At 72.3% G+C, this 17,276-nt stretch carries 14 protein-coding genes and 1 pseudogene; 5 read left to right on the plus strand and 10 right to left on the minus strand.

Features of this window, described 5'->3' with window-relative positions; genetic code table 11:
- Positions 1-119: 119 nt before the first annotated feature.
- The 4 genes from ACFWH7_RS04915 to ACFWH7_RS04930 form a co-directional block, all read right to left on the minus strand.
- Positions 120-1,031, minus strand: coding sequence for an LLM class flavin-dependent oxidoreductase (locus tag ACFWH7_RS04915; RefSeq protein WP_378215334.1), 912 nt, complete (start codon positions 1,029-1,031; stop codon positions 120-122).
- A 94-nt stretch (positions 1,032-1,125) separates the two neighbouring features.
- A complete protein-coding gene (locus ACFWH7_RS04920; protein ID WP_378215335.1) occupies positions 1,126-2,433 on the minus strand; it encodes a hemolysin family protein in 1,308 nt (435 codons plus the stop codon).
- 36 nt (positions 2,434-2,469) lie between these two features.
- Positions 2,470-3,579, minus strand: a complete 1,110-nt coding sequence (locus tag ACFWH7_RS04925; protein WP_378215336.1) for a DUF808 domain-containing protein — start codon at positions 3,577-3,579, stop codon at positions 2,470-2,472.
- Positions 3,580-3,686: 107 nt separating this feature from the next.
- Entirely contained in the window at positions 3,687-6,203 is a 2,517-nt protein-coding gene (locus ACFWH7_RS04930) for a leucine--tRNA ligase (protein ID WP_378215337.1), read from the minus strand.
- Between the two features lie 257 nt (positions 6,204-6,460).
- Here ACFWH7_RS04930 and lpdA point away from each other — a divergent pair, with 257 nt between their 5' ends.
- Positions 6,461-7,867: a dihydrolipoyl dehydrogenase gene (gene lpdA, locus ACFWH7_RS04935; RefSeq protein ID WP_378215338.1), complete on the plus strand. Its 1,407-nt coding sequence runs from the start codon at positions 6,461-6,463 to the stop codon at positions 7,865-7,867.
- Positions 7,868-8,063: 196 nt separating this feature from the next.
- Entirely contained in the window at positions 8,064-8,954 is an 891-nt protein-coding gene (locus tag ACFWH7_RS04940) for an SDR family oxidoreductase (protein ID WP_378215339.1), read from the plus strand.
- Between the two features lie 82 nt (positions 8,955-9,036).
- Here the strand turns inward: ACFWH7_RS04940 and ACFWH7_RS04945 are convergent, their stop codons facing one another.
- Entirely contained in the window at positions 9,037-10,398 is a 1,362-nt protein-coding gene (locus ACFWH7_RS04945) for a lytic polysaccharide monooxygenase (protein WP_378215340.1), read from the minus strand.
- Positions 10,399-10,659: 261 nt separating this feature from the next.
- Between ACFWH7_RS04945 and ACFWH7_RS04950 the strand changes: the two are divergent.
- The 3 genes and pseudogenes from ACFWH7_RS04950 to ACFWH7_RS04960 form a co-directional block, all read left to right on the plus strand.
- Positions 10,660-10,938 (plus strand): annotated as a pseudogene (locus ACFWH7_RS04950) (endonuclease domain-containing protein); the annotation flags it as partial.
- Between the two features lie 144 nt (positions 10,939-11,082).
- Positions 11,083-11,730 (plus strand): hypothetical protein, encoded by a 648-nt coding sequence (locus ACFWH7_RS04955; protein ID WP_378215400.1) that lies wholly within the window; start codon positions 11,083-11,085, stop codon positions 11,728-11,730.
- A 100-nt stretch (positions 11,731-11,830) separates the two neighbouring features.
- Positions 11,831-12,871 carry an adenosine deaminase gene (locus tag ACFWH7_RS04960; RefSeq protein ID WP_378215341.1) on the plus strand — a complete coding sequence of 347 codons (1,041 nt, stop codon included), beginning with the start codon at positions 11,831-11,833 and terminating at the stop codon, positions 12,869-12,871.
- Here the strand turns inward: ACFWH7_RS04960 and ACFWH7_RS04965 are convergent.
- The 5 genes from ACFWH7_RS04965 to phnD are packed head-to-tail and all read right to left on the minus strand — an operon-like array spanning position 12,868 to position 16,957.
- The gene (locus ACFWH7_RS04965) at positions 12,868-13,494 is read right to left on the minus strand and encodes a TetR/AcrR family transcriptional regulator (RefSeq protein WP_378215342.1); all 627 of its coding nucleotides are present in this window, start codon (positions 13,492-13,494) and stop codon (positions 12,868-12,870) included. The two genes, ACFWH7_RS04960 and ACFWH7_RS04965, sit on opposite strands and share 4 nt — an antisense overlap.
- On the minus strand, positions 13,491-14,327 hold the full coding sequence (locus tag ACFWH7_RS04970; RefSeq protein ID WP_378215343.1) for a tyrosine-protein phosphatase: 837 nt from the start codon (positions 14,325-14,327) through the stop codon (positions 13,491-13,493). The genes ACFWH7_RS04965 and ACFWH7_RS04970 overlap by 4 nt, the downstream gene beginning before the upstream one ends.
- On the minus strand, positions 14,324-15,196 hold the full coding sequence (phnE, locus tag ACFWH7_RS04975) for a phosphonate ABC transporter, permease protein PhnE (protein WP_378215344.1): 873 nt from the start codon (positions 15,194-15,196) through the stop codon (positions 14,324-14,326). Before phnE ends, ACFWH7_RS04970 begins: the two co-directional genes overlap by 4 nt.
- Positions 15,177-16,040: a phosphonate ABC transporter ATP-binding protein gene (locus ACFWH7_RS04980; protein WP_378215345.1), complete on the minus strand. Its 864-nt coding sequence runs from the start codon at positions 16,038-16,040 to the stop codon at positions 15,177-15,179. Before ACFWH7_RS04980 ends, phnE begins: the two co-directional genes overlap by 20 nt.
- The gene (gene phnD, locus ACFWH7_RS04985; protein WP_378215346.1) at positions 16,037-16,957 is read right to left on the minus strand and encodes a phosphate/phosphite/phosphonate ABC transporter substrate-binding protein; all 921 of its coding nucleotides are present in this window, start codon (positions 16,955-16,957) and stop codon (positions 16,037-16,039) included. The genes ACFWH7_RS04980 and phnD overlap by 4 nt, the downstream gene beginning before the upstream one ends.
- Positions 16,958-17,276: the final 319 nt, after the last annotated feature.

Genomic DNA, 17,276 nt, shown 5'->3' on the forward strand with positions numbered 1-17,276 from the left:
CCCACTACAAAAACACACACACGCAAACCGCTATGCAGCCAAGTCTCGTGGGCTCGGATTTGTTTAAACGCCCCCGGGGACGACGACACGTCGGTTCCGCGCGCCCGCCTCTCGCCGTGTCAGGGCCGCGGCGGGCCCGCGTGGATCGCATCGAGGAGCGACTCCGGGGTCGCGGTGTCCGGGTTCCAGCGGGACTCGACCCACCAGGTCGCTCCGGCGTCGCCGAGGCCGGCGAGCTGGTCCGCCGCCGCGGTCCGGTCGGTCGGGAGCTCGCCCTGGACGACGACGTCGAACGGCCGGCCCGCGTCGAGGCCCAGCTCCGCGCGGCGCGCGGTGAGCCACGCGACCAGGGCGGAGACGTCGTCGGGCGTGGGCACGTCGAAGCCGCGCTCGCCGCGGAGCTGGAGCACGATCCCGTCGGCGCGCAGCGCGCGGTCGAGTGAGCGCAGCGGCGGTCGCTCGGCGTCCCAGACGCCCACGGGCCACACCGGCACGTGGTGCCCGACGACCGGGCGCTCCACGGGCCGCGGGAGGAACAGCATCTCGCCCGCGTGCACGTGCGTGCCGTCGAAGGCGAACTTCTCCCCGGACCAGGCCCGGTCGAGGTAGGCGATCGCGTCGTCGAGCAGCTCCGCACGCTCCCGCAAGGACTGGAGCTGGCCCGGGACGGCCGAGAAGCCGCCGTCGTCGAGCACGCCCACGCCGACGGGCAGGACCAGGCGCCCGCCCGACAGGTGGTCGACGGTCAGCGCCTGCCGCACGACCTCCCACGGCCGGCGGCGGGGGAGGGCGAAGACCATCGCCCCGAGCGCGATGCGCTCCGTCCGGACCGCCGCTGCGGCGAGCACCGCCCACGGGTCGAACGTGTCGACCGGCATCGACAGCAGGCTCAACCCGTCCCACGAGAAGAACCCGTCCCAGCCCGACTCCTCGGCCCCCACCGCCATGTCCAGCACCTGTGCCGCGGAACCGAAGCTCCCGACCACCCCGACCTTGATCGCCGACCCTGTCTCCGTTGCTGATGCGCTCATCCGCCCGACGCTACGTCCCACCACCCACACCGCTGAGTGCATGAAATAGTCGCGTCCCGGCACCGCGCGCGCGATTATTTCATGCACTCAGCGGTCAGGGGCGCGGGGTGACGTCGAGGCGGACGATGCGGCGGCGGGCGACGTCGGTCACGGTGAGGCGGCGGTCGTCGACGTCGACGTGGTCGCCCACCGTCGCGAGCCGGCCGAGCTGCGCGACGACGTACCCGGCGACCGTCTCGTACGGGCCGTCGGGCAGCTCGACGCCGGTGCGCCGCGCGAACTCCTCGATCGTCTGGCCGGCATCGACGCTCGTCGCGGTGCCGTGCTCGCGCGCCGGTGACGGCTCGTCGGGGTCGTACTCGTCGCGGATGTCGCCCACGAGCTCCTCGACGAGGTCCTCGAGCGTGACGATCCCGTCGGTCCCGCCGTACTCGTCCACGACGACGGCGATGTGCACGCCCTCGCGGCGCATCTGCGACATCGCGGGGAGCACGGTGTTGGTGGCGGGCAGGGCGAGGATCGGGCGGACGACGTCGCGCACCGCCAGGGCGCGCCCCGTCTCCGGGTCGGTCGCCGGGTGGTCGGGGCAGTCCCGGCCGAGGAGGTCGCGCACGTGGAGGAACCCGACGACGTCGTCGAAGTCGTCGCCGGTCACGGGGTAGCGCGAGTACGGGCCCGCGGCGACGGTCGCGGCGGCGTCGTCGAGCGACGTGTCGGCGCGCAGGAACGCGACCTCGCCGCGCGGCGTCATGGCCTCGGCGAGCGAGCGGTCGCCCGCCTGGAACACGTCGTCGAGGATGCGGCGCTCGTCCTCGGGCAGCGACTCGTGCGCGAGCACGATCTCGCGCAGCTCCTCCTCGCTCATCTCCTCGCTGCGCGCGGACGGGTCGCCGCCGAGCAGCCGCACGACGCCGTCCGTCGAGCGCGAGAGCAGCCAGATGACGGGCCGCATGAGCGTCGCGAAGCGGTCGAGCGGCGGCGCGACGACGAGCGCGACCCCGGCCGAGCGCTGGAGCGCGATGCGCTTGGGGACGAGCTCGCCGAGCACGAGCGAGAGGTACGCGATGACGAGCGTCAGCCCGACGAGCGAGACCGTGTCCGCGAGCGTCGCCGAGAGCCCGAGGTCCTCGAGCGCGGGCGCGAGGTCGGGGGCGAGCGTCGAAGCGCCGTAGGCGGCGGAGAAGAAGCCTGCGACCGTCACGCCGATCTGGACGGCCGCGAGGAACCGGTTGGGGTCGCGCGCGACGGCGGCCACCCGCGCGCCACGCGCGGACTGCTTCTCGAGCCGTGCGACCTGGCTCTCCCGCAGGGACACGAGCGCGATCTCGGTGCCGGCGAACACGCCGCCGACGAGGATGAAGAGCAGGACGAGGCCGATGTTGGCCCAGGTACCGGAGTCCATGCTCCATCCAAGCAGGCCGCCCGGCCCGCCGCGGAGTCAGCGGTCGGTGGGCTCCCGGTCGGGGTCCGTCGCCTCGGGGTCGGTCGGCTGGGGGGCGGTCGGCTCCGAGGTGTGCGGCTCGGCCGCCGGCGTGGTGGCCTCGGTCGCCGTCCCCGCCGTCGAGTCACCGGACGCGTCGGTCGTCGCTCCGGTCGTCGCCTCGGTGGTGGCCGGCTCGGCGTGCTTGCGGCGGGGGATGAAGTGCGCGACGAGGACGACGACGCCGCCCACGAGGATGCCGACCACGGCCGAGCACGCCGTGTTGACGAGCCAGCCGAGGAACCCGCCGACGCCCGCGACGCCGGTGACCGCGTGCTCGAGGTGGTGCACGACGTCGTACGGACCGTGCCAGCCGAGGTCGTAGGCGCCCTGGAGCAGGATGTGCCCGCCGACCCAGAGCATCGCGATGATCCCGACGAACGAGATGACGGCCATGACCTTGGGCATCGCGCCGACGAGGCCGCGCCCGAACGACTGGACCCACGGCGTGTCGCGCTTCGCGAGGTGGAGGCCGATGTCGTCCATCTTCACGATGAGCGCCACGACCCCGTACACGAGCACCGTGATGAGCACCGCGACGATCACGAGGATGACGAGGCGCGACCAGAAGCCCTCCGACGCGACCTCGTTGAGCGCGATGACCATGATCTCCGCGCTGAGGATGAAGTCGGTGCGCACCGCGCTCGAGACCACCGAGTCCTCGTCGACGGCCTTCTTCTCGGCCTTGGTCTCGACCTCGGCGTGGTGCTTGCCCGAGACGAGCTCCCACACCTTCTCGGCACCCTCGAACGCGAGGTACGTCCCGCCGAGCATGAGCAGCGGCGTGAGCAGCTGGGGCATGAATTGGCTCAGCAGCAGGATCGCCGGGAGGATGAACAGCAGCTTGTTGCGCAGCGACCCGGTCGCGATCCGCTTGACGACGGGCAGCTCACGCTTGGCGGCCAGACCCTCGACGTAGCGGGGCGTGACGGCGGTGTCGTCGATGACGACGCCCGTCGCCTTGGCGCTCGCGCGCCCGGCGGCGGCGCCGACGTCGTCGATCGACGCGGCCGCGAGCTTGGCGAACGCCGCGATGTCGTCCAGGAGGGCAGCGAGTCCGAAGGCCATGGGGAGGTGCTCCGTGCGCCGGCCCGCGTCGCCGCGCACGGGCCCGCTGGTCGAGTGGACGCGGCGGCAGCATCGTAGCGACTTCACCCCCCGCTCGCGTCGGGGGGTCAGGACGCCGGGGCGCGGGTCACGACGTTCACCACGTGCGGCGCGCGCACGACGACGCGCACGACCTCGCGGCCGGCCGTCGCCCGCGCGACGCCGCCGGTCGCGAGCGCGAGGTCGTGCAGCGCCCGCTCGTCGACGTCCGCGGGCACGCGCACCCGGTCCCGGACCTTCCCGTCGACCTGGACGGCCGCCTCGACCTCGTCCGCGGCGAGCAGCCTCGGGTCGACGACGGGCCAGGCCGCGTCGGCCACCGACGGCTCGCGACCGAGCCGGCGCCACGCCTCCTCGGAGGTGTGCGGGGCGAACAGGCTCAGCAGCACCGCGACCGCCTCGGCCGCCTCGCGCACGGCGGCGGCGTGCGCGCCGGCGTCCTCGCCCGCCGCCGGGCCATCCTCGGACGCACGGCGCGTGGCGGTGACGAGCTCCATGACGCGCGCGACGACCACGTTGAAGCGGCTCCGGTCGAGCAGGTCCTCCGCCTCGTGCACGGTCCGGTGCGTGGCACGGCGCAGCGCGTGCGCGCGCGACCCGGACACGACGGCGTCCCGCGCCCCGAGTTCGGACGCACCCGGCACGGAGTCCGGGCCGACGGCGTCCGCGAGCCGCAGCACGCGCGCGCAGAACCGCCGCATGGAGACCGTGTCGACGTCGGCCCAGTCCACGTCGTCCTCCGGCGGCCCGGCGAACACCATCGCGAGCCGCACCGCGTCGGCGCCGTGCCGGTCGAGCTGCTCGCCCACGTCGACGCCGTTGCCGAGCGACTTGCTCATCGCCCGCCCGCCGTTCAGCACCTGCCCTTGATTGAGCAGCGTCGCGAACGGCTCGACCACGTCCACCCACCCCTCGTCGTGCAGGAACTTCGTGACGAACCGGCTGTACAGCAGGTGCAGGATCGCGTGCTCGACGCCGCCCACGTACTGCGCCGCGGGCATCCACCGGCGCGCGTCCTCGGGACGGAACGGGACGTCGCCGGGCGCGCCGTCGCCCAGCGAGCAGTACCGCAGGAAGTACCAGGAGGAGTCGACGAACGTGTCGAGCGTGTCCGGGTCGCGATCGGCGGCCGCGCCGCAGCGCGGGCACTTAACGCGCCGCCACGCGTCGGCGGCGGGGGACGCGAGCGGCGAGCGGCCGCGGGGGAGCAGGTCGTCGCCGGACAGGTCGGGCAGCCGCACGGGCAGCTCGTTCTCGGGGACGGGCACGACGCCGCAGCCCGGGCAGTGCACGACCGGCACCGGGGCGCCCCAGTAGCGCTGGCGCGAGACCAGCCAGTCACGCAGCCGGTACGACGTCGCGCGCTCGCCCGCGCCGTCGGCCTCCAGCACCGCGACCGCCTTCTCGACGCCGCGCCACGTCTCGCCCGACCCGGCGGGCAGGCCGTGCGCGGCGGCGAAGCGCGCGTCGCGGTCGTCGTGCGCGGGCACGCCCATGACCGCGCCCGTCCCGTAGTGGGGCAGCACGTGGTCGGCGGCCCAGACCGGCAGCCGCTCGCCCGTCGCGGGGTGGCGCACCCACGTGCCGAGGAAGGTCCCGGCGCTCGGGCGCTGCGCGTTCGTCCGCTCGATCTCCCCGGACGCCAGCGCGGCCTCTCGGTGCCGGGCGAGCGCGCCCGCGTGCTCCGGCGCGCACAGCGCCGCCGCGGGCGGCCCGTCCGGGGCGACGGCGACGAACGTCGCGCCGGGCAGGGTGTCGGGGCGGGTCGTGAACACCTCGACGTGGTCGGGGCGTGCGCCCGGCCCGGGCGAGGCGCTCGCGGTGGCGCGGGGGCCGCCGTCGGGCACGACCGCGAAGCGCACGCGCGCGCCCGTGCTGCGCCCGATCCAGTTGCGCTGCATCGCCAGGACGCGCGCGGGCCACGCGCCCTCGAGCGCGTCCATGTCGTCGAGCAGCCGGTCCGCGTACGCCGTCACGCGCACGAACCACTGCGTCAGCTCGCGCTGCACGACGGCCGCCCCGCACCGCTCGCACCGACCGCCCACGACCTGCTCGTTGGCGAGCACGGTCTGGTCGGCCGGGCACCAGTTCACCGGGGCCGTCGCCCGGTAGGCGAGGCCGCGCTCCAGCAGGCGCAGGAACAGCCACTGCGTCCAGCGGTAGTACTCCGGGCGGTGCGTCTCCAGGTGACGCGACCAGTCGAACGACACCCCGTACCGGTGCGCCGTCGCGGCCTGCGTCGCGATGTTGGTCTCGGTGAACACGGCGGGGTTCTCGCCCCGGCGGATGGCCGCGTTCTCGGCGGGCAGCCCGAACGAGTCCCAGCCGATCGGGTTGAGCACGTCGTACCCGCGCAGGCGCCAGTACCGCGCGACGACGTCCTCCAGGGCGAACACCTCGGCGTGACCCATGTGCAGGTCGCCCGACGGGTACGGGAACATCGTCAGCAGGTAGCGGCGCGGGCGCGCGCCGTCGTCGCGCGCGCGGAACGTGCCGTGCTCGGCCCAGTACCGCTGCCAGCGGTCCTCGATCTCACGGGTCGGCAGCAGGGCTGCGGCGGGGTGGGGTGGGTGTGCGGCGTCCACGGGGAGGCTCCTCGAGAAGGTGGGCTTCGTCGTCGGGCACTCGCCCGGTCCCGTGGGGACGCGCGGGCATCGCCGCGCTGAGCGTGCCCGCCCGGCGGGCTCAGCGCGGCCGGCGAAGGAGGAGCCGCAGGTGTCGCATCCCGGACATCGTGACCCGCCCGACGGTGCAGGGTCAACCCTCGGAGGTCCCTCGGGTGTGGCGGACGTCGCGCGTCCAGGCACCCCAGGCCCGATCCCGCGCCAGTAGGCTGGTCGCCATGGCATCCCACTACGACGTCGTCGTCCTCGGTGCAGGTCCCGGTGGTTACGTGGCCGCGATCCGTGCAGCCCAGCTGGGCCTGTCGGTCGCGGTCGTGGAGGAGAAGTACTGGGGTGGGGTGTGCCTCAACGTGGGCTGCATCCCGTCCAAGGCGCTCCTGCGCAACGCCGAGCTCGCGCACATCTTCCAGCACGACGCGAAGACCTTCGGCATCTCCGGAGAGGTCAGCTTCGACTTCGGCGCGGCGTTCGACCGCTCGCGCACCGTCGCGGAAGGGCGCGTCAAGGGCGTGCACTTCCTCATGAAGAAGAACAAGATCACCGAGTACGACGGCCGCGGCACGTTCCGCGACGCGCACACGCTCGACGTGAAGCTCGCCGACGGCTCGACCGACCAGGTGACGTTCGACAACGTCATCATCGCGACCGGCTCGAAGGTGCGCCTGCTCCCGGGCGTCGAGCTGTCCGAGAACGTCGTCACGTACGAGAAGCAGATCCTCACGCGCGACCTGCCCCGCTCCATCGCCATCGTCGGCGCCGGCGCGATCGGCATGGAGTTCGGCTACGTCCTCAAGAACTACGGCGTGGACGTCACGATCATCGAGTTCCTGGACCGCGCGCTGCCCAACGAGGACGCTGACGTGTCGAAGGAGATCGCCAAGCAGTACAAGAAGCTCGGCATCAACCTGCTCACGTCGACCGCCGTCCAGACGGTCAAGGACAACGGCACCGCCGGCGTCACCGTCAGCTACAAGGGCGTCAAGGACGACAAGCCGGGCGAGCTCGTCGTCGACAAGGTGCTCATGGCGGTCGGCTTCGCGCCCAACGTCGAGGGCTTCGGCCTCGAGAACACCGGCGTCCAGCTCACCGAGCGCGGCGCCATCGCGATCGACGACGTCATGCGCACCAACGTCGAGCACATCTACGCCATCGGCGACGTCACCGCGAAGCTCATGCTCGCGCACGTCGCGGAGGCGCAGGGCGTCGTCGCGGCCGAGACCATCGGCGGCGCGGAGACCCTCACGCTCGGCGACTACCGCATGATGCCGCGCGCGACGTTCTGCCAGCCGCAGGTCGCGAGCTTCGGCCTCACCGAGCAGCAGGCGCGCGACGAGGGCTACAAGGTCAAGGTCGCGACGTTCCCGTTCATGGCGAACGGCAAGGCCCACGGCCTCGGCGACCCGACCGGCTTCGTCAAGCTCATCTCCGACGAGACCTACGGCGAGCTCCTCGGCGGCCACCTCATCGGCCCCGACGCGTCCGAGCTGCTGCCCGAGCTCACGCTCGCGCAGAAGTGGGACCTCACGGTCTACGACGTCGCGCGCAACGTGCACACCCACCCGACGCTGTCCGAGGCCGTCCAGGAGTCGGTCCACGGCCTCGCGGGGCACATGATCAACTTCTGATCGACGAGCACCACGTACCGCGTGCTTCACGGAGGGCCCGGACCTGCGCACCGCAGGTCCGGGCCTTCTGCGTTGTCCGAGCCCTGACAGGACGGCACGGGGCCGCGGCGCGAGGTGGTGCTCAGCGGCGCGCTGCGAGCGGGCGGAGATGCCCCCACGCTGGACGTTCCGCCGATCGTCGACAGGGGAGCCGCACATGTCCGACCAGACCACGCCCCAGGACCCGACCACGCAGCAGCCGCAGCCCGAGCAGCCCGCTGACCAGCTGGAGCCGCCCGGCCTCACCGGCGACATGTCCCAGGAACCCGACCACGGGGAGTCCACGTACCGAGGATCGGGCCGGCTCGAGGGAAAGCGCGCGCTGATCACCGGGGGCGACTCCGGCATCGGCCGCGCGGTCGCGATCGCGTTCGCCCGCGAGGGCGCCGACGTCGCGATCTCGTACCTCCCGGACGAGGAGGAGGACGCCCGGACGACGGCCCGGTGGGTCGAGGACGCGGGCCGCACGGCCGTCCTGCTGCCCGGCGACATCCGCGACGAGGAGTTCTGCCGGCAGCTCGTCGCCGACGCCGTCGCGGGCCTGGGCGGCCTCGATGTCCTCGTGAACAACGCCGCGTACCAGATGTCGCAGGACGAGGGGCTGCGCGGGATCACGACCGACCAGCTCGACCGCGTCCTGAAGACCAACGTCTACGCGCTGTTCTGGATCACGAAGGCGGCGCTCGACCACCTGCCCCGCGGCGGGGCGATCGTCAACACCACGTCCGTGCAGGCGTTCGAGCCGAGCCCGCAGCTGCTCGACTACGCGACCACCAAGGCGGCGATCCTCAACTTCACCAAGGGCCTGGCGCAGCAGCTCGCGCCGGAGGGCATTCGCGTCAACGCGGTCGCTCCGGGACCGATCTGGACGCCCCTCATTCCGGCCACCATGCCGGAGGAGAAGGTCGAGCAGTTCGGCGCAGACACGCCGCTGGGCCGGGCCGGGCAGCCCGCCGAGCTCGCTCCGGCGTACGTGTTCTTCGCGTCGCAGGAGTCCAGCTACATCACCGGCGACCGCATCGGTGTGACCGGGGGCCGGCTGCTGTAGGACGCTGCGGACCTCGACGGCTCACCGCGCACGACGGCAGGCCGGCGGCACGTGAGCCGCCGGCCCGCCGTCGTGGAGCGCGTCAGCCGCAGGCCACGCCGTTGAGCGCGAAGCCCACCGGGGCCGGGTGGGTGCCGGCGGTCGTGGCCGCGCCGTTGAAGCCGAACGTGACCGACTGCCCCGGCGCGATGCTCGACTGCCATGCCGGGTGCGCCGCCGTGACGGTGCTTCCCTCCTGGCTCACCACGGCGCTCCAGCCGGGCTCGTCGACGGTCTGTCCGCCGGGGTAGCTGAACGTGACGGACCAGCCGTTCACCGGGGCGGCCGACGTGTTGGTGACGGTGACCGACGCGGTGAACCCGGTGCTGTTGCCGCCCCACGAGGCGGCCGAGTAGTCGGCCTCGCAGTCGCCGAGGGGCTCCGGCGTCCCGTCGTCCTCCAGGGTGGTGAACGTGACGGAGCGTGTGGCCGAGACGGCGCCGGAGTGGTCGTTGCGCGACCGGACGTCCACCGTGTACGCGGTGTCAGGTTGCAGACCCGTCAGGTCGACCATCGGCGACCCGTCGGTGCTCGCGATCACCTGCCCGGTGGCCGGGTCGACGACGTCGTACCCGGTGACGCACCCGGACTCCGCCGCGCCCCACATGACGTGCGCGCTCGTGGCGGTGACGGACATCGCCATGACGGATCCCGGGGCGCCCGGCGCCTCGTCCGGGCACGCGGGCTCGGTCGGCTCGCCGCCGTCGTCACCGATCCCCGTGACCTCGCCGTCGCCGCCGTCGAACGCGACGTCGGAGCACGAGTAGAAGTTCTCGTTGCTGTCCGAGCGGACCCAGTGGGTGAAGATCATGTGGTCGCCGCTGCGGTCGGCGGGGAGCGTGACGTCCCAGTAGTAGTAGTTCAGGGCACCGGGTCCGCCGGTGTCGGGCGGGTTGGTCACGGAGTCGATCAGCTCGAGGTCGTCCCACGCGAGCGGGCTCGACGGGTCCCAGCCCTCCTCGGTGACGTACACGTCGAAGCGTCCGGGGTGCTCGGCCCAGTTGTTGTGCTGGAACTGGTAGGTCTCCCCGGCGGTCAGGTGCGTCCGCGGCCAGTCGTCCCGGACGGCGTTGAACCCGCTGAAGTCGTACGGGCCGCGCCCACCGCCGTCGCAGATCTGGCCGTCGGGGACGTAGCCAGCGGTCCGTCCCGCGCCGTTCGAGTCCAGGTTCCCGAACCAGTTGTAGAAGGCCGAGGTGCCGCTGACCGCGTAGGCGTTCGCGCACGCCGGGTTCTGCGGGTCCACCTGGCCGTTGCCCGTCTGGCCGTCCACCCAGCACAGGTACTGCCGGCTCCCCGGGAAGACCTCCGCCCCGTGGGCCGCGGCGGGGGCGGGCGGCGAGGCCGCCACCAGGCCCGCCGCGCCGAGGACCACCGCGGCGGCCCACGCTGCAATGCGTCGCATCTCTCCAGCTCCTTTGCTCTCGGATGTCGAACACGGTGACGATGCCGCAGGACGTTCGACGGCGGTACCGACCTAATCGATTCGGGCGGCGCGCGCCGTCGGCTCGCCGAGAAGGGCATTCGGCCAGATGCCCGACGAGCGCCTGTGTGTTTGTGTGTCGGTGGCTGGCCCTAGCCTGTGCGCGAGAAATACGAGCGTCTGAGGGGGCCGTCGTTGCAGGTTGGTTCGATCGACGAACAGGATCACCAGATCCACGCAGTGATGGCCGGCCTCCGGGTGTCATCGACGTCCGCGGGTACGGGCCACGCGAACGCTGCGGCGGCGGGGGTTGAGGCGGTTGGTGCATACCGAAGGCTGTATGCGGACGAGTCATGGCCGGAATGCGATGGCGTGAACGAACTTCTGATCGCACAGCGGCACCGTTGCGCAATGTGTGCTACGGATCTTCAGGACGTAAGGGCACGAAAGTCGCTCGACCATTGTCACTTCTGCGGGTTGGTGCGGGGGTGGCTGTGCAACCGGTGCAATGTTCTTGAGTCCCGCGCGGTTGATGGTGCCTTCGCGGACTACCGGGCTGAGCCGCCGGCGGCCCTCGCGCGGGTACGCGTCCGATATCCGGGCCGTGATCGGTCGGAGGCGTCGCGACGGTACTTCCGCAATGTCGCTGCTGGGTACCCCTCCGGAGTGTTGCCGGGGGACTGCGAGCCCGACCTCCATCTGATCATCTCGACGTGTCGCGCGGAGAACGCGCAGTTGCGCAGTCGAATCGCCGAGGTCCTGTTCCAGCGCGCCGGGGAGCGTGATCGCCTCGCCGCGGTGGAAGCCTCGTGGCGGGTGCGCTTGAGGACCGCGTCGGCGAAGGTGGCTGCGGCTGATGCGGGTACGACGGGCGTGCTGGAGGAGCTCCGGTTTTGGCGTCGTGCGCTCTCGTGGGGTGCCGGAACCGCTGCGGCACTCTGGATCGCGAACATGACTGCCTGGATGATGGCGTCCGACCCGCTCACCGCGGTGCCGCGCTCGATTCTGCTGCTCTTCTGCCTCATGCTGTGCCACGCCGCAGCCACGGTGTGGGTCATCTACCGCGACGCGTGCAGGCTCCGAACGCACCACGTGCTGAGATACATCTGTCTCGGCACGATCTTGGCGACCCCCTCTGTCGTCGGGATCGTTGGCATCCTCGTAGGATCCGGGATTCTCGACGACGAGATCATCGGGTCGGTGCTCGGTTGGGTATCACTGCTTGGCATCGTTGTGGAGCTCGGGATGATCGTGGGTGCCCTTATTCTGGCCCGCGCCCCTCGCGACGACGGGGTTCCGGGTCAACCGAGCTGATGGGATCGCGGTCACGAGCGAGTGCGCCCCGAGTGGAGTCCCTGGACGTCGCGCACGGGAGAGGATGAGGGTGGGGGACACCGACACGAGAAGGAGACCCATGCCTGCGCCCACGACGCCCACCCGCGAGTTCGTCACCGGCCTGCCCAAGGCGGAGCTGCACCTGCACCTGGAGGGAACGCTCGAGCCCGACCTCAAGCTGCGCCTCGCGCAGCGGAACGGGATCGACATCGGCCAGTCGACGGTCGAGGAGGTGCGCGCGACCTACGCGTTCGACTCGCTCACGAGCTTCCTCGCCGTGTACTACCCGGCCATGGAGGTGCTGCAGACCGCGGACGACTTCTACGAGCTCGCCGACGCGTACCTCGCCCGCGCGGCCGCAGACGGGGTGAAGCACGTCGAGATGTTCTTCGACCCGCAGGCGCACACGTCGCGGGGCGTGCCGTTCGAGGCGGTCGTGACGGGCTACCACCGCGCCGCGGCCGAGGCGCCGGGCAAGCACGGGATCGACACGCACCTCATCCTGTGCTTCCTGCGCGACCTCTCGGCCGAGAGCGCGGCGGAGACGCTCGAGGCGTCGGTGCCGTTCCGGGACAAGATCCTGGGCGTCGGGCTCGACTCGGACGAGCGCGACAACCCGCCGCAGAAGTTCGCCGACGTGTTCGCGCGCGCCCGCGAGCTCGGCTACCGGCTGACGATGCACTGCGACATCGACCAGGTCGGCAGCATCGACAACATCCGTACCGTGCTCGACGAGATCGGCGTCGACCGCGTGGACCACGGCACGAACGTCGTCGAGGACCCGGCGCTCGTCGACGTCGTGCGCGAGCGAGGGCTCGGACTCACGTGCTGCCCGATCTCGAACTCGTTCGTCACGGACGACATGAAGGCGACCGAGATCGCCGGGCTGCTGCGCTCGGGCGTGCGCGTCACGGTGAACTCCGACGACCCGGCGTACTTCGGCGGCTACGTCGCCGACAACTACGTCGCGCTCGCCGAGGCGGCCGACCTCACGGTCGCCGAGGTGGTGCAGCTCGCGCGCAACTCGTTCGAGGCGTCGTGGCTGGGCGACTCCCAGCGCGCGGCGTACCTCGCCGAGATCGACGGGTACGTCGCGGCGTTCGAGGCGACGGCGGGCTAGGACCCGGCGCACATCCCGCGCCACGCGACGCGGACGGCCTCGCGGCACCGGGCCACGGCCGCGGGGTCGTCCAGCGCGACGCCACGCACGACGTACTGGTAGTAGAAGACCCCGTTGACGAGGTCGATGCACGCGTCGACGTCGAGGTCGTCGCGCAGGACCCCGCGGTCCATGCCGGCCTGGAGCACCGCCTCGAGCCCGGCCCGGCGGCGGGACACGTGCGAGCGCCAGTAGGCCCGCGCGATCTTGCGGTCCGTCATCGCGAGACGCAGACGCAGGCGGAAGCGCCGCTCCGGGTAAGCGCGCCCCGCGGCGTGCGCGGTCGGGACGAACGCCGCCAGCAGGTTCTCGAGCAGGTCTCCGTCGAGCGGGATGACGTACGGCTCGCGCCCGTGGTCGAGGGCCGCGGCGACGAGGTCGGTCATGCTCGGCCAGCGGCGGTAGATGGCGGCCCGGCTCACCCCGCTCAGCTCGACGACGCGGCTGAGCGTGACGTCCTCGCCGCGGTCCACGAGCTCGACGGCGGCGGCCAGGATCCGCTCGTCGTGACCCTCGGCACGGGGACGCCCGGGACCCCGGCGCTCCACCGCGGTCCCGGGGCGCCCGGGGTCGACCGTCGTCACGCCGCGGGCGCGGTGGCGTCGACGTCGGCGGCGACGAGCGCGCGCTCGCGGAGCCGGGCGACGAGACCGTCCGTGAGCCCTGCCGCGCGCAGCGGCGCGAGCGGGTCGCCGTGCCGCTCGACGAGCGCGGCGAGCAGCTCCCGCATCGGTGCCTCCGAGAACTCCGTGCGGACCGCCGCCCGGGCCGCCGCGTCGAGGTCGATGCCGAACCGGCGCATCAGCGGCTCCATGAGCGGCGCGATGCGGGCCATGATCGCGCCGGAGTTCTCACCCGTGCGGGCGTAGTCCGCGACGATGTCGTCCTCGTGGGCGCCCAGAGCCAGGAGCAGCGACGCCGCGAGGACGCCCGTACGGTCCTGGCCCGCCGCGCAGTGGAACGCCACGGCGCCGGGGGTGTGGGCGATGATCGCGAGCGCCGTGACGACCTGCGCGGACGCGCCCTCGTACATCCGCAGGTACATCCGCCCGAACCGGCTCTGGTCGACCATCTCGCCGAGATCGTCGGTGGCCGCCTCGGCGATGTCCGCCATCAACGGCACGTGGTGGTACGTCACGGTCGGCCGGTCGCCGAGCGGGCCCCGGCCGGTGAGGCGGACCTCGTCGACGGAGCGGAGGTCGACCACGGCGCGCAGACCGCCGTCGACGAGCCGCTGCGCGTCGGTGGCGGTGACGATCGAGAGGTCGTCGGCGCGGAGGGCGAAGCCCTCGCGCACGGTGCCGCCCGCGACGCGGACGCCGCCGAGGTCGCGCAGGTTGACGGGGGAGCTCAGGGGCATGCTCGCGGGGGTTGCAGGGGAGGCGTCGACGGGGTCGACGGTGTCGGTGACGGTCACGTGATCTTCCTTCGGATGACGGCGCTGGCCTGGTCGATGACCGTGACCAGCACGATGATGCAGATGACGATCGCGGAGAGGTGCCCGTAGTCGTACATCTTCATGGCGGTGGTGAGCTCCAGGCCGATGCCGCCCGCGCCGACCATGCCCAGGATGGTCGCGCCGCGCACGTTGCCCTCGAAGAGCAGCAGCGTGTACGACACGAGCAGGGGCCCGGCCTGCGGCAGGACGCCGTACTGCACGACCTGACGCTTCGACGCCCCGACGGCCTGCATGGCGACCACGGGTCCGTCGTCGACCGACTCCATCGCCTCGGCGAACACCTTGCCGATCGAGCCGATGGAGCCGACGGTCATCGCGAGGATCCCGGCGAACGGGCCGAGGCCCACGGCGGAGACGAACATGAGGGCGAACACCAGGTCGGGCAGCGACCGGATGATGTTCATGACCCAGCGGGTGGGGTAGTACAGCCAGCGGGGAGCGATGTTCGACGACGCCCCGAACGCGACGACGAGCGACAGGACGGCGCCGAGCACCGTCCCGACGATCGCCATCTGGAGCGTCTCGACCAACAGCTCGACGATGACGCCGAGCTGGTCCCACGTGGGCGGGAACATGCGGGAGAGGAACTCGCCCATGTTGGCCGTGCCCTCGCCGAGCTTCGCGACGTCGAACTCCGCGCCGACGAACGACCACACGAGCAGGAGCGCGGCGACCGGTACGCCCAGCAGGAACCGGGCGCGCGGCACGCGGAAGGCGCGCTCCAGGCGCTCGCGCTCGTGGGGGTCGAGCTGCGGCCGCTCGGCCGGACGGCCACGTCGGGTGTCGCCCGCAGACCGGGGTGCCGTCTCAGGCGACGTCAGCGTCATGGTCGCCCCCTTCCTCGTCGTGCGCGTAGAGCACGTCGAGCGATGCGGCGTCGAGCTCGCGCGTCGGGGCGCTCACGAGCGTCTCGCCGTGCCGCAGGCCGACGATGCGGTCGGAGTGCGCGAGCGCGAGCGGCAGCACGTGCAGGCTCACGAGGACCGGGATGCCGTCCTCGCGGGCGATCCGGTGCAGCAGGTCGAGCACCGACCGCGACATCGTCGGGTCGAGCGACGCGACCGGCTCGTCGGCGAGGATGAGCCGCGGCCGCTGCATGAGGGCGCGCGCGATCGCGACGCGCTGCTGCTGGCCGCCGGACAACGTCCGGGCCTGGTCCGTCGCCTTGTGCGCGATGCCGACGCGGTCGAGCAGCTCCAGGGCCCGGGTGCGGTGCGCGCCGGTGAAGCCGCCGCCGAGGTTGAGCGGGCGGGCGTCGTGGAGCGCGCCCGTGAGCACGTTCGTCAGCACGCTGAGGCGCCCGACGAGGTTGAACTGCTGGAAGACCTGCCCGACGGACGCGCGCAGGCCGCGCAGCTGCCCGTGCCGCAGGTTCGTCAGGTCGTAGCCGTTGACCCGCACGGACCCGGAGGTGACCGGTGCGAACCCGGTGAGGCTCTTCATGAGGGTGGACTTGCCCGAGCCCGAGGAGCCCAGCAGCGCCACCATCTCCCCCGGGAACAGGTCGAGGTCGACGCCGTCGAGCACGAGCGGCCCGTCGCCGTAGGCGACCCGGAGCTCGCGGACGGAGACGAGAGGGAGGCGCGGCGGGCCGTCGGTCGGCGGCGGCCCGCCCGCCGCGGTCGTCGCACCGGGCAGGATGGTGCCGGGGCTGGTCGTCACGGTGGTCATCCCAGGTCCGAGATGTCGACGTCGGCGATCGCCGCGATGTCGACGAACGGCTGGAAGATCTCGTCGCCGGGCTCGAGGACCGGCTCGGTGCCCTGCATCGCCTCCATCATCGCGCCGAGCGCCTCGGCGTTGTCCTCGGTGAAGACGTTCGGGAGCGCCTCGAGGAGGAGCTCGCGCTTGTCGGCGGCGATGTCCTGGTCGGCGAGGACGGTGACCGCGACCGGCATGGACGCGCTCTCGCCGATCGAGCGCGTCTCGCCGACCTCGAACGGGAACATGCCGTTCCCGGTCCCCGCCATCGTCGGCATGATCGTCGAGGTGCAGGCCACGTCGACCTGGCCCTCCTTCAGGGCGACGAAGCTCATGTCGTGCCCGCCCGAGAACGTCGCGGTGTAGTCGGCGTCCTTCTCCAGGCCGGCCTCGTGCAGCATCGCCACGGGCATGAAGTACCCGGAGCTCGACGCCGGGTCGGCGAACGCGACGACGGTCTCGGGCGTGATGTCCTCGAGCGTCCGCAACGGCGAGCCGTCGAGCACGAGGCACGTCGAGACGGGCTCGTCGTTCCCGGGCCAGGCGACGAGCGAGTCGACCTCGCCGGTGTTCACGGCGAGCGCCGACGGGAAGCCGCTCATGAAGCCGATGTCGACGTGGTGGTTGCGCAGGGCCTCGACGACCGCGGTGTAGTCGGGCACGTCGACGATCTCGACCGCGCGGCCCGTCTCGGCCTCGACGAGCCCGGCGAACGCCTCGATCGGGTTCTCCGCGGTGGGGTCGTCGCCGAGGGGCGTCGTCGCGAACGTGATCGGGGCGTCGGGATCGGTGGCGGGCTCCGCCGCGGTCGAGCTCGAGCAGCCGGCGAGCACGACGGCGGCGCCGACGCCGAGGAGGGCGAGGGCGGGGAGGGCGCGGGCGCGCATGGGCGTTCCTTTCGGGTGGGTCGGGCGAGGCCCGAGGGATATCGCGACTGGCGATACCGGAATCACACCCGCCGAAGGTGGCCGGGAATTACGAGACCGCCGGCCCTGAAACGGAAGGTTCGATGAACGGCGGGTGTCGCCGTCGGCCGGAGTCACCGTGTGACGGTCCTGTGGAGGACGTGGCGCGAACGGGCCCGTCGTGCCACGAGCGGTGTCGAGAGCGCGTCAGGGGGTGAATAATCTCCGGGTGCTCCGTGTTGGCGCACGAGGGCCCGGGCTCGGGCCCGCGGACCACCCCGCAGTCGAGAGGGCGACCTGA

Source organism: Cellulosimicrobium cellulans (genome assembly GCF_042723955.1).
In the GTDB taxonomy this organism is placed as follows: domain Bacteria; phylum Actinomycetota; class Actinomycetes; order Actinomycetales; family Cellulomonadaceae; genus Cellulosimicrobium; species Cellulosimicrobium cellulans_H.

Coding starts and splice junctions, on each gene's coding strand:
- lpdA (WP_378215338.1), top strand. CDS start 6,461: ATGGCATCCCACTACGACGTCGTCGTCCTCGGTGCAGGTCCCGGTGGT.
- ACFWH7_RS04945 (WP_378215340.1), bottom strand. CDS start 10,398: ATGCGACGCATTGCAGCGTGGGCCGCCGCGGTGGTCCTCGGCGCGGCG.
- ACFWH7_RS04920 (WP_378215335.1), bottom strand. CDS start 2,433: ATGGACTCCGGTACCTGGGCCAACATCGGCCTCGTCCTGCTCTTCATC.
- ACFWH7_RS04925 (WP_378215336.1), bottom strand. CDS start 3,579: ATGGCCTTCGGACTCGCTGCCCTCCTGGACGACATCGCGGCGTTCGCC.
- ACFWH7_RS04940 (WP_378215339.1), top strand. CDS start 8,064: ATGTCCGACCAGACCACGCCCCAGGACCCGACCACGCAGCAGCCGCAG.
- ACFWH7_RS04960 (WP_378215341.1), top strand. CDS start 11,831: ATGCCTGCGCCCACGACGCCCACCCGCGAGTTCGTCACCGGCCTGCCC.
- ACFWH7_RS04980 (WP_378215345.1), bottom strand. CDS start 16,040: ATGACCACCGTGACGACCAGCCCCGGCACCATCCTGCCCGGTGCGACG.
- phnE (WP_378215344.1), bottom strand. CDS start 15,196: ATGACGCTGACGTCGCCTGAGACGGCACCCCGGTCTGCGGGCGACACC.
- ACFWH7_RS04915 (WP_378215334.1), bottom strand. CDS start 1,031: ATGAGCGCATCAGCAACGGAGACAGGGTCGGCGATCAAGGTCGGGGTG.
- phnD (WP_378215346.1), bottom strand. CDS start 16,957: ATGCGCGCCCGCGCCCTCCCCGCCCTCGCCCTCCTCGGCGTCGGCGCC.